We start from the raw sequence: 11869 nt of genomic DNA on the forward strand, positions 1-11869 counted from the left end.
CCCGGCCGTTCAGGGGCGCCACAGCGGGTGCTCCCGGTCCGCCCACAGGCGGCTCACCGAACCGGTGCGCAGCCCGCGGCGGGCCTCCGGGTCGCCCAGCGCCATCCCGATGTGTCCGGCGAGGACGATGCCGATCGTCAGGGCCAGCCAGTCGTGTACGAAGGTGGCCGAGGTGCGCCAGATCAGCGGGGTGAGATGGGTGAACCACATCAGCAGGCCGGTGCCCAGCATCACCAGCGTGGCCCCGGCGATCCAGGCGGCGTAGACCTTCTGGCCCGCGTTGAACTTGCCGGCGGGACGTGACTGACGGCGTTTGTCGCGTCGCAGGGCCGCCGACAGCCAGACCCGGTCGTGCGGCCCGAAGCGGTTCAGGAAACCCAGGTCGGCGCGGAAGGCGCGAGAGGCGAGTCCCGCCAGGACCGGCACGGGCAGCAGCAGTCCCGCCCACTCGTGGACCCTCACCACCAGCTCGCGGCGCCCGACGAGCGCGGCGAACTCGGGGATGTACAGGAACGCCGCGGTCACCACGCAGGTGCCCATGAGCGCGGCCGTCGTCCGGTGCACCCAGCGTTCCGTACGGCTGAAGCGCCGTACGCGTGCGGCGGACCCGACGTCCGCCGGCCGGGCGGGGGTGTCGTCAACTCGTGGGTTCATCGTCGCGTCCGTTCGAACGGCCGACCCAGGCGTCGACGTCGTAGCCCCGTTCCTCCCAGTACCCGGGACGGACGTCCTCGGTGACGGTGATGCCGGAGAGCCACTTGGCGGACTTGTAGAAGTACATCGGGGCGACGTAGAGCCGGACCGGGCCGCCGTGGTCGTGGCCGAGGGGCTTGTCCTGCATCCGCAGCGCCACCAGCACGTCGGAGCGGCGGGCCTGCTTCAGCGTGAGGCTCTCCGTGTACGTCCCGTCGAAGCACTTGAAGCGGATCGCCCCGGCGGAGGAGCGCACTCCGGCGGCGTCGAGGAGGTGGGACAGGCGTACGCCCTCGAAGGGGGTGCCCGGCACCCGCCAGCCGGTGACGCACTGGACGTCGTGCACGAGGCGGGTCTGGGGCAGGGCACGCAGGTCGGCGAGGGTGTAGCTCCCCGGGCGGTCGACCAGGCCGTCGACGGTGAGGCGGTAGTCGGCGGCGGTCTTGTGCGGGACGGAGGACGCCACCGAGTAGTAGCGGAAGCCGCCGCCGTTGGGCAGCAGGCCGGTGAGGCCGGTGGGGTCCTTCTCGGAGGCCCCGGCCAGGAAGGATTCGAGGGCGCGCTGGAGCGGGGACGCGGCGAGCACGCCCAGCGCGCCGAGTCCGAGCGTGCCGAGCAGCACCCGGCGGCCGATCGGCGCGCCGCGCTCCTCGGGCCGTTCGGGGTCCGTTTCCCGGGGCCGTTCGGGGTCCGTTCTCCCGGGGCCCTCGGGGTCCGGCCTCGCGTCGCGGCCCGGGCCCGGCTCCTCGGATGGTTCTGGCTTCACACACTGATTCGAGCACCCGCGACCCCCAAAAGGCCAGCGGTGGCGGGTGCCCGTCAGAGTTCCGTCATCTTTTCCCACGGGCCGTCCGGGCGGACCCGGTCCGGTGTGGCGGTGTCAGGACGCGGATTCGGCCGCCTTGTCCAGCTGGAACGCCTCGTTGCCGAGACCGATGCGGGCGTGTGCCTCGGGCTTGCGGGCGCGCAGCACGAGCCCCTGGACGACACCGATCACCAGGGCGGCCCCGATGATCGACGGCAGCAGCCAGCTCAGCGAGGAGTCCGGGCCCGCGCCGACGAGGACGTCGAAGTCCTTGACCGTGTAGACCGCGATGACGAGCAGGGCGATGCCCGCGAGCGCCGAGGTGACCAGACGCCAGGCCTGGGCGCCGGCGGCACCGCGCCGGGTGAAGAAGACGATGACGGACAGCGAGGCGATCGCCATCAGCACGATGACGCCGAGCGCGCCGATGTTGCCGCCCCAGGTGAACAGGTGCAGCACGGGTGCGGTCGGGTCACCGGTGGGCTTGTCGTCGGCGACCGCGAAGGCGATCACGAACACCAGGGACACCGCGGTCTGCAGCAGCGAGCCGGAACCGGGGGCGCCGCTCGATCCGGTGGTGCGTCCGAAGGCCGCGGGCAGCAGGCCCTCCCGGCCCATGGCGAAGGCGTACCGCGCGACGACGTTGTGGAAGCTGAGCATGGCGGCGAACATGCCGGTCACGAACAGGACGTGCAGCACGTCGGTGAAGGTGCCGCCGAGTCGTGACTCGGTGAGGAAGAAGAGCAGGCCCGCGCTCTGCTTCTGGGAGGCTCCGACGATGCCCGAGGGGCCGGTGGCCACGGTGAGCGCCCAGCAGCTGAGCGCGAAGAACACGGCGACGCCGCCGACGGCGAGGAACATCACGCGCGGCACCAGGATGTGCGGACGGCTGGTCTCCTCCGCGTACACGGGGGCCTGTTCGAAGCCGAGGAAGGCCGCAATGCAGAAGCACAGCGCGGTGCCGACGCCCGCGCCGGTGAGCGTGTCCGGGTTGAAGGCGTGCAGCGACAGTCCTTCCTTCGCCGGGTCGGCGACCGCGGCGACGTCGAAGATGACGACGAGGGCCACCTCGATGACGAGCAGGACGCCCAGCACGCGCGCGTTGACGTCGATCTTCAGCCAGCCGAGCGCGCCGACGAGCAGGACGGCCACCAGCGCGGGGATCCACCAGGCGATCTCGAGGTCGAGGTAGGTGGAGAAGAGTCCGGAGACCTCGAAGCCGAAGATGCCGTAGATGCCGACCTGGAGGGCGTTGTAGGCGACGAGGGCGACCAGGGCCGCCGCCGCGCCCGCGGTGCCGCCGAGGCCCCGCGAGATGTACGCGTAGAAGGCGCCCGCGTTGTGGACGTGCCGGCTCATCTCGGCGTATCCGACGCTGAAGAGCACGAGGACCACGCCGAGGATGACGAAGAGCAGCGGCTGCCCGACGATGCCCATCACCGCGAATGTGGTGGGCATGACACCCGCGACCACCATGAGGGGCGCGGTGGCGGCGAGGACGGACAGCAGCAGTCCCCCCGTGCCCAGCCGGTCGGCGCGCAACGCGCGGTCCTGTCCCTTGAACGTGCTGATGCCGGCGCCGTCGGCGTCCGGTCTGCCCGTGCTCGACGTACTCGATGTGCTCGAACTGCCCGTCGTCATCGCGGGTCGTCCTTTCGGGTGTGCGGTTTTCCGGGGGTCGCGGTGCTCGCGGAGGTGCTGTTCAGACCGTGCCGAGCGCGCTGTCGCGTGCGGCACGGAAGGCTCGGTGGGGGTCGCGGTCGGGGTACGACCACGGCGCCTCGGTGGCGTGCTCGCCGATGCGGTGGAACAGGGCGGCGGCCTCGGCACCGCGCCCCTCGCAGAACTTGGCGTGGGCGAGGAAGTTCAGGTCGACCAGGCGGCGCGGGTGGTCCTCGTGCTCCCACTCCAGCCACCAGTCGAAGGCGGCCTTCATCACCTGGCGGGCCCGGCGTCCGACCCAGTGCCCGGAGGCGACCGGGTCGGCGGGTTCGCTGCCGGCGCCGGCGAGCACGCGGTAGCGCTCGGCGTGCGCGACGACCGGCAGGACGGCGAGGGGCGAGTCGGCGGGGGCCTGTTCGGCCGCCCAGTTGGCGAAGTCGTAGACCTCGTGCAGCGGGTCCTGGCCCGCGGCGGCGCGACGCTCGGCGAGCCGGGCCACCATCAGATGGTGGGCGTGATGGTGGTCGGCGTAGCGGTGGCGGACCTCGTCGAAGAGCCGCACCACCTCGTCCTCGGTGCCGAGGGTCCGCTCCAGGACGAGCAGGCCGAGCCACGGCGTGGGGTCGGCGGGCGCGAGCGCCGCGGCGGCGTGACAGGCCTCGCGGGCGCGCTCCGGCCGCGCCTTGCCGTCCAGCGCGCGCTGGACGGTGGCACAGCCGAAAAGCACCGCGGCGTCGGCGGACTCGGGTTCCGCGAGCTGCCAGTCGCGGACCCAGGCGAGCGCGGCGGGCGCCTGGGCCAGCACGGTGACGCGGTGGCCGCGGCGGTCCCAGTCGTCGCCGGTCGCGGTGAGCAGTGCGCGCACGGCCGTCCAGCGGCCCTGGTTCAACGCGGTGCGTGCCGTGCCGAGTTCGGCGTCGTCGAGCGCGGGGTCGAAGGCATGGGCCGCGCGCTTGCGACCGCGGCCGAGGGGAGGCGGGGGTGGTGACACCGCGGGTCGTCCTCACAGGCGCGGTTCGTCGGGAGCCGATCACGCACAGCCAACCGGCAGCCAAGGCTTCACGTCAAGGGCGACCGGTTCGCTACACGTGTCAACTCCCCTTGCGGGCCGCGGGGTTGCCCCCACGGCCCGCTGCCGGCACTCCGCTTCCCGGTCAGCCGACCGCCTTGGCCGCCGCCCGTCCCGCGGTGCGTCCGGAGAACAGGCAGCCGCCGAGGAAGGTGCCTTCGAGCGAGCGGTAGCCGTGGACCCCGCCGCCGCCGAACCCGGCGGCCTCACCCGCGGCGTACACGCCCTCCAGCGGGTCACCGCCCTCCGTGAGGACGCGCGAGGAGAGGTCCGTCTCCAGTCCTCCGAGCGTCTTGCGGGTGAGGATGTTGAGCCGGACGGCGATCAGCGGTCCCGCCTTGGGGTCGAGGATGCGGTGCGGCGCGGCCGTGCGGATCAGCCGGTCTCCGAGGAACCTGCGGGCACCGTGGATCGCCGTGACCTGAAGGTCCTTGGTGAACGGGTTGGCGATCTCGCGGTCGCGGGCGACGATCTCGTGGCGCAGCGCGGCCTCGTCGATGAGCGGTTCCTTGGTGAGCGCGTTCATCCCGCGCACCAGCGCCCCGAGGTCCTTCTCCACGACGAAGTCCGCCCCGTGGTCCATGAACGCCTTGACCGGACCCGGCACGTCGGCGCGCGCCCGGCCGATCACGTCCTTGACCGACTTGCCGGTCAGGTCCGGGTTCTGCTCCGAGCCGGAGAGCGCGAACTCCTTGCCGATGATCCGCTGGTCGAGCACGAACCACGTGTGGTCGTACCCGGTCCGCATGATGTGTTCGAGCGTGCCCAGCGTGTCGAAGCCGGGGAAGAGCGGCACCGGCAGGCGGTTGCCGCGCGCGTCGAGCCACAGGGAGGACGGGCCCGGGAGGATGCGGATGCCGTGGTTCTCCCAGATCGGGTTCCAGTTCTGGATGCCCTCGGTGTAGTGCCACATCCGGTCGCGGTTGATGAGGCGGGCACCGGCTTCCTCGGCGATCCCCAGCATCCTGCCGTCCACGTGCGCGGGCACGCCTGCGATCATCCGCTCGGGCGGGCTGCCCAGCCGCTCCGGCCAGTTGGCCCGCACGAGGTCGTGGTTGCCGCCGATACCGCCCGACGTGACGATCACCGCCTGGGCCTTGAACTCGAAGGCGCCGGTGACCTTGCGGCTGCTGGCCTGGCCGCGTTCGATACCGGACGGTTCCAGGATCTCGCCGGTGACGGTGTCCACGGAGCCCCCGCTGCGGGACAGACCCGTGACGCGGTGGCGGAACTTCAGCTGCACCAGCCCGCGGGCGGCACCCGCCCGCACCCGCCGCTCGAAGGGCGCGACGAGGCCGGGCCCGGTCCCCCAGGTGATGTGGAAGCGGGGTACCGAGTTGCCGTGCCCGTTGGCGTCGTAGCCGCCACGCTCGGCCCAGCCCACCACGGGGAAGAACCGCACGCCCTGCCGGTGCAGCCAGGACCGCTTCTCGCCGGCCGCGAAGTCGACGTAGGCCTCGGCCCATTGCCGGGGCCAGTGGTCCTCGGGCCTGTCGAAGGCGGCCGTGCCCATCCAGTCCTGAAGGGCGAGCGCGTGGCTGTCCTTGATCCGCATGCGGCGCTGCTCGGGCGAGTCGACGAAGAAGAGCCCGCCGAACGACCAGTGCGCCTGCCCGCCGATCGACTGCTTGGGCTCCTGATCGAGGAGGATCACCCTGCGGCCCGCGTCGACGAGCTCCGCGGTCGCCGCGAGCCCGGCGAGGCCCGCTCCGATCACGATCACATCTGCGTCGTAGGCCATGGGCCCGTCCTCTCGGCATTCCGACTGGTCGGATCGGTCGTCATGGGGGGATTCATGACGTTTGTCACGAACCGACCGGCTTCGTCGTTGGTTGATGAGACATTGGTGGAGGTTGACGTCGCCGTCGACCACAGCTTGTTACTGGTCGGTCAGATCCTTCGGCAAGAAGAGTGACCGAGTCAACTGCCTGATTCCGGGTACTCCCGGGGGCAGGCCCCGGCCCATGGCACTACAGTCGGCGGGAACGCAACCGTGGCCCGCCTGACGTCAAGAGGTACTCAGCGTGTCGGTTCTCGTTCTGATCCTTGCCGTGAGCGCGGCCTGCTGTCTCGGCTTCGGCTTCGTGCTCCAGCAGAACGCGGCCTCGCACGCGCCGCTCAGCGACTTCCTCTCCCCCCGACTGCTGCTCGACCTCATCCGCGTCCCGCGCTGGCTCGGCGGCATAGGGCTCATGGTCTGCGGCCTGGTCCTCGGTGCGATCGCCCTGGGCAAGGGCGAGCTCTCCCTCGTGGAACCGCTGCTCGCGACGAATCTCCTCTTCGCGCTCGCCCTCTCCCGTCATCAGACGAAACAACCGTTGGGCCGGCAGGGATGGGCCGGGCTCGCGCTGCTCGCCGGCGGGGTCACCGCGTTCATCGTGGCCGGACAGCCGGAGGGCGGCGACGCCGTCACCGATCCGCTGCGCCACTGGCTGATCATCGGGATCATGATCGGCCTCGCCCTGGTCCTCACCACGTACGCCAAGCGGTCCCGGCTGAGCGCGGCTCCGGTGCTGCTCGCCCTCGCCGCCGGACTGCTGTACGGCGTCCAGGACGCGCTGACCCGGGTCAGCGGCCAGCGGTTCGGCGAGGGCGGCTGGGGCGAACTGCTCACCGGCTGGCAGCCCTACGTGGTGCTGGTGCTCGGCGTGACCGGCCTGATCCTGGTCCAGAGCGCCTTCGAGACCGCGCCGCTGCGGATGTCGCTGCCCGCGCTCACCGCCGCCCAGCCGATCGCCGGCATCGTCTGCGGGGTGGGCTTCCTCGGCGACCGGCTGCGCATGGACGCCGGGGCGCTCGCGTGGGAGGCCGCGGGCCTCGCCGCCGTCGTGGTGGGCATCGTGCTGCTGGGACTGCACCCGGCGATGCCCGCCGGCACCTCGGAGACGGAACGGTCGCGAGACCTCCAGCCGCGTTGAAGGGCACGCTCCGGACGACGCCGACCGCGTAGGAGCGGGGGCCGGTCCGGACGACGCGGACCGCGCGGGGCGTGGGACCTCCGCACCGGGCGGCGGGCACACCGCCCGCACGTCGCCCGGGACTGCTTGGATGGGGGCATGAGCGCCGCCGACGAGATCCTCGACATCGTGGACGAGAACGACCAGGTCATCGGGCAGTCCCGGCGAGGGGAGGCGTACGCGCGCGGGCTGCGCCACCGGGCCGTGTTCGTCCTGGCGCGGGACGCCGAGGGCCGTGTCTTCGTCCATCGCCGCACGCCCACGAAGCTGGTCTTCCCCTCCTTCTACGACATGTTCGTCGGTGGGGTCGTCGGCGCGGGCGAGTCCTACGACGGCGCCGCGCTGCGTGAGGCGGAGGAGGAGCTCGGCGTCCAGGGGCTCCCGCGGCCCGTGCCGCTGTTCAAGTTCCTGTACGACGACGGTGCCGGGCAGAGCTGGTGGTCGGCCGTGTACGAGGTGCGCTGCGAGCTGCCGGTGAACCCGCAGGTGGAAGAGGTCGCCTGGCACGACTTCCTCTCCGACGAGGAGTTGGAGGGCCGTCTGGCGGACTGGACGTGGGTCCCGGACGGCCTGGCCGCCTACGAGCGGCTCAAGGAGCACCGCTCGGCGGACTGAGGAACCGGGCGGGGCGGGCCGAGGACCCGGGCGGCGGAGCCGGGGCCGTGCCGCAGACCGCCTCGGAGGGAGGGGCCGGGCAGCGGGCCGCGGGGCCAGGCCTCGGGTGGAGGGCCCGGCAGCAGACCGAGGGGCGGGCCCCGCGCAGAGGGGCCGTGCCGACAGACCACCTCGGGCGGAGGGGCCGGGCAGCGGGCGGAGGACCCCGGGATGCGCCCCGCACCGGACCGGTAGGGTCCTGGGCGTGATCGAACTCGTGCGGAATGTCCGGTTGTGGTTCGCGCCCCAGGAGATCCGACGGGAGGGCGGGACGCCGGACTACCGGTTCTCGCTGGCGAACGAGCGGACCTTCCTCGCCTGGCTGCGCACGGCGCTCGCGCTGATCGGCGGCGGCTTCGCGGTGGACCAGTTCCTGCCGGACCTGCGCTGGGCCTGGCGCGTCGGCCTCGCGCTCGCCCTGCTGGGCGCGGGCGTGCTCTGCTCGCTGCGCGCCGTCAATCACTGGGTGCGCTGCGAGCGCGCCATGCGCCGCGGCGAGGACCTGCCGGTGTCGCGCTTCCCCGCACTGCTGAGCATCGCCGTCGCCGTCGTCGCGCTCGCGATGGTGTTCGTGGTGCTCGCCGGGTGGGCGGGGTGACCTCGCAGGCCCGGGACGAGCGGGACCCGGGCCTCCAGCCGGAGCGCACCCGCCTCGCCTGGCGCCGTACGACCCTGTCGAGCACGGTCGCCGCCCTGCTCGCCATGAAGACGGCGCTGCACGGCGGCCGCTCGGTGGCCGGCCTGCTGGCCTGTGCGCTGTGCTGCGCGCTGTGGCTGGGCTTTCTGGCGCTGGCGCATCACCGCATCCGGACCCTGTCGACGGCCGGCCCGGGCGGCCCGGCGGCACTCGCGCCCCGGCACGCGACCGCGGCGGCCCTGTGCACGGTGGCGCTGGCCGTGTGCGCGCTGGCGCTCGTGTTCTGAGGGACAGTTCCGCCGGCCCTCCGGGGCCACTCCCCTCGGGTGCCCCTGGTCCGCCGCCCCGGTCGGCCCACCGATCGGCCTACTACGGAGGGGGCTGGTCAACGGCGGGCGGGCCCGCCCGCCGTCCCCGCTCGTCGGACCCGTCGGCTCCGCGGGCGCACGACGGTCTCGACCCTCCGGAGTACACGGACGGCACGCATGCCCGAAAAGTCACGATTGACACGTTTCGCGGCGCTAGCCTGAGCCGTCATTCCACGCCACTTCCGAAGGTGAGCAGCATGACCACCCTTCACCAGGAGCACCCGACCCACGAGCACACCCACGGCCCGGACTGCGGTCACCCCCAGGTACGGCACGGGGACCACGTCGACTACGCGCACGACGGACACCTGCACCGCGAGCACTCCGGGCACTGGGACGAGTGCGAGCCGAGCGGCCACGTCGCGCACGAGGAACACGCGCACCAGCACGGCCAAGACTGCGGGCACACGGCCGTGGCGCACGGCGACCACCTCGACTACCTGCACGACGGCCACCGGCACGCCCGGCACGACGGGCACTGGGACGACCACTGAGCAGTCGCCCTCCGGCGCCGACCCGGCACCCCCTCACGGCGTCTCCCCTCGGCCGCGCGGCCCGCACGTTGCGCGCGGCCCCGGGGAGACGCCGATCACGTTTCGCGCACCCACTGGACGACATACCGACCGGTCGGCATCATGGTCGACATCCGGTTTCCATGTGCGTAGGAGCAATGATGAGCCCAGACCACCCGCCAGGTCTCGATCTCGACCAGCTGCGCGGCCTGCTCGACCGTGAGCGCCCGGGACTGGTGCACGGCCCCCTGACCGGCCGGCTGATCGAAGGCGGACGGTCGAACCTCACCTACGCGGTCACCGACGGCACCGCGAAGTGGGTCGTCCGACGTCCTCCGCTGGGCCATGTGCTGGCCACCGCGCACGACATGAAGCGCGAGCACCGGGTGATCAGCGCCCTGCACCCGACGGCCGTGCCGGTACCCGCCCCGCTGCTGCTGTGCGAGGACGAGTCGGTGCTCGGTGCGCCGTTCTACGTCATGGAATTCGTGGAGGGAACGCCGTACCGCACGGCGCAGCAGCTCGCCCCGCTCGGCGCGCAGCGCACCCGCGACGCCGTCCTCGGTCTGGTGGACACGCTGGTCGAGCTGCACGCGGTCGACCCGGAGGAAGTGGGCCTCGGCGACTTCGGCCGCCCGGAGGGATTCCTCGACCGGCAGCTGCGCCGCTGGGGCAAGCAGCTGGACGCGTCCAGGAACCGTGAGCTCGCGGGGATCGACGAGCTGCACGCCGCCCTGGGACGCGAGCTGCCGCACTCCCCGGCGCCCGCCGTGGTGCACGGCGACTACCGGCTCGACAACGTGCTGATCGGCACCGACGACCGCATCAAGGCCATCCTCGACTGGGAGATGTCCACGCTCGGTGATCCGCTCACCGACCTCGGCCTGCTGGTGATGTACAGCGCGCCGCTGGACCTGCCGAACTCCCCCATCAGCACGACCGCCTCGGCCGCCGGGCACCCCGACCCGGCCGAGCTCGTCGAGCGGTACGCCGCGCGCTCGGGACGCGACGTGTCCGCCGTCTCCTGGTACACGGCCTTCGCCTGGTTCAAGCTCGCCGTGATCCTGGAGGGCATCCACTACCGCTACACGCTCGGCCAGACGGTCGGCGCCGGCTTCGACCGCATCGGCGAGCTGGTGCCCTTCTTCATCGAGCACGGCCTGACCACCCTTCAGGAAGGCTGATCCGTCATGGACTTCGCATTCGACGCACGCACCGAGGAGCTGCGCGCCAAGCTGCTCGCCTTCATGGACGAGTACGTCTATCCGGCGGAGGCCGTCGCCGAGGAACAGCGCGCCCGGCTGGCGTCGCCCTGGGACACCCCGGCCGTCGTCGGGGAGCTGAAGGCCGAGGCCCGCAGGCAGGGCCTGTGGAACCTCTTCCTGCCCGACTCGGAGTACGGCGCCGGGCTGACCAACCTCCAGTACGCGCCACTCGCCGAGATCACCGGCCGCAGCCCGCACCTGGCGCCCACCGCGCTGAACTGCGCCGCGCCCGACACCGGGAACATGGAGGTGCTCGCGCAGTTCGGCGACGAGCAGCAGAAGAAGCAGTGGCTGGAGCCGCTGCTCGCCGGTGAGATCCGTTCGGCGTTCGCGATGACCGAGCCGGAGGTGGCCTCCTCCGACGCCACGAACATCACCACGCACATCCGGCGGGACGGCGACGAGTACGTCATCACCGGCCGCAAGTGGTACATCTCCGGGGCGATGAACCCGGACTGCAAGATCTTCATCGTGATGGGCAAGACGGACCCCGAGGGATCCGACATCCGCCGTCAGCAGTCGATGGTGCTGGTGCCGCGCGACACCCCGGGCGTCGAGGTACGGCGCGCCATGCAGGTGTACGGCTACGAGGACCACTCGCACGGAGGTCACGCCGAGGTCGTCTTCGACCAGGTGCGGGTGCCCGTCGGCAACCTGGTCGGCGAGGAGGGCGGCGGCTTCGCCATCGCCCAGGCGCGGCTCGGGCCGGGGCGGATCCATCACTGCATGCGGCTGATCGGCATGGCCGAGCGGGCGATCGAGCTGATGTGCCGCCGGGCCGTTTCCCGTACGGCGTTCGGCAAGCCGCTCGCCCAGCAGGGCGTCGTGCAGAACTGGATCGCCGACGCCCGGGTCGCCGTCGAGCAGCTGCGGCTGCTGGTGCTGAAGACCGCGTGGATGATGGACACGGTCGGCAACAAGGGTGCGCACACCGAGATCCAGGCCATCAAGATCGCCACGCCGCGTACCGTGGTCGACATCCTCGACAAGGCCGTGCAGTTGCACGGGGCCGGGGGCGTCAGCCAGGACTTCCCGCTGGCGGAGCTGTGGGCGAGCGCGCGCACGCTGATGCTGGCCGACGGACCGGACGAGGTGCATCAGCGGTCGCTGGCGCGGCGGGAGATCAAGCAGTACCTGTGAGCGTGGCTCCACGGGCGGTGGGGCGGCCTCAGGGGTTCTCGCCCCGCCGCCCCTGCCCGTCCCGTCCCCGGGGCTCCGCCCCCGGACCCAGCTCATCGAGCGCCGGA

General features: G+C 72.2%; 12 protein-coding genes. 7 read left to right on the top strand and 5 right to left on the bottom strand.

The annotated features are described in order from the left end of the window. Positions 1-9: 9 nt before the first annotated feature. The 5 genes from ABEB03_RS15225 to ABEB03_RS15245 all read right to left on the bottom strand — a co-directional run bounded on the left by ABEB03_RS15225 (position 10) and on the right by ABEB03_RS15245 (position 5970). Positions 10-654 (bottom strand): cytochrome b/b6 domain-containing protein, encoded by a 645-nt coding sequence (locus ABEB03_RS15225; RefSeq protein WP_345647866.1) that lies wholly within the window; start codon positions 652-654, stop codon positions 10-12. Beyond that, positions 638-1459, bottom strand: a complete 822-nt coding sequence (locus ABEB03_RS15230) for a molybdopterin-dependent oxidoreductase (protein ID WP_425589237.1) — start codon at positions 1457-1459, stop codon at positions 638-640. The genes ABEB03_RS15225 and ABEB03_RS15230 overlap by 17 nt, the downstream gene beginning before the upstream one ends. A gap of 114 nt (positions 1460-1573) precedes the next feature. Next, positions 1574-3139: an APC family permease gene (locus ABEB03_RS15235; RefSeq protein ID WP_345647869.1), complete on the bottom strand. Its 1566-nt coding sequence runs from the start codon at positions 3137-3139 to the stop codon at positions 1574-1576. 61 nt (positions 3140-3200) lie between these two features. After that, positions 3201-4151 (bottom strand): hypothetical protein, encoded by a 951-nt coding sequence (locus tag ABEB03_RS15240; RefSeq protein WP_345647872.1) that lies wholly within the window; start codon positions 4149-4151, stop codon positions 3201-3203. A gap of 163 nt (positions 4152-4314) precedes the next feature. Then, the gene (locus tag ABEB03_RS15245) at positions 4315-5970 is read right to left on the bottom strand and encodes an FAD-binding dehydrogenase (protein WP_345647875.1); all 1656 of its coding nucleotides are present in this window, start codon (positions 5968-5970) and stop codon (positions 4315-4317) included. A 283-nt stretch (positions 5971-6253) separates the two neighbouring features. Here ABEB03_RS15245 and ABEB03_RS15250 point away from each other — a divergent pair, with 283 nt between their 5' ends. The 7 genes from ABEB03_RS15250 to ABEB03_RS15280 all read left to right on the top strand — a co-directional run bounded on the left by ABEB03_RS15250 (position 6254) and on the right by ABEB03_RS15280 (position 11762). Further along, positions 6254-7147: a DMT family transporter gene (locus ABEB03_RS15250; protein ID WP_345647878.1), complete on the top strand. Its 894-nt coding sequence runs from the start codon at positions 6254-6256 to the stop codon at positions 7145-7147. 138 nt (positions 7148-7285) lie between these two features. After that, positions 7286-7801, top strand: a complete 516-nt coding sequence (locus tag ABEB03_RS15255) for an NUDIX hydrolase (RefSeq protein WP_345647881.1) — start codon at positions 7286-7288, stop codon at positions 7799-7801. 244 nt (positions 7802-8045) lie between these two features. Next, complete coding sequence (locus ABEB03_RS15260; protein ID WP_345647884.1) at positions 8046-8438, top strand: YidH family protein; 393 nt, start codon at positions 8046-8048, stop codon at positions 8436-8438. After that, positions 8435-8764 carry a DUF202 domain-containing protein gene (locus ABEB03_RS15265; protein ID WP_345647887.1) on the top strand — a complete coding sequence of 110 codons (330 nt, stop codon included), beginning with the start codon at positions 8435-8437 and terminating at the stop codon, positions 8762-8764. Before ABEB03_RS15260 ends, ABEB03_RS15265 begins: the two co-directional genes overlap by 4 nt. A 278-nt stretch (positions 8765-9042) precedes the next feature. Beyond that, entirely contained in the window at positions 9043-9339 is a 297-nt protein-coding gene (locus ABEB03_RS15270; protein ID WP_345647890.1) for a hypothetical protein, read from the top strand. A gap of 179 nt (positions 9340-9518) precedes the next feature. Then, positions 9519-10541: a phosphotransferase family protein gene (locus tag ABEB03_RS15275; protein ID WP_345647893.1), complete on the top strand. Its 1023-nt coding sequence runs from the start codon at positions 9519-9521 to the stop codon at positions 10539-10541. Between the two features lie 6 nt (positions 10542-10547). Next, positions 10548-11762, top strand: coding sequence for an acyl-CoA dehydrogenase family protein (locus ABEB03_RS15280; protein WP_345647897.1), 1215 nt, complete (start codon positions 10548-10550; stop codon positions 11760-11762). Positions 11763-11869: the final 107 nt, after the last annotated feature.

The organism is Streptomyces siamensis (assembly GCF_039543605.1).
GTDB lineage: Bacteria > Actinomycetota > Actinomycetes > Streptomycetales > Streptomycetaceae > Streptomyces > Streptomyces siamensis.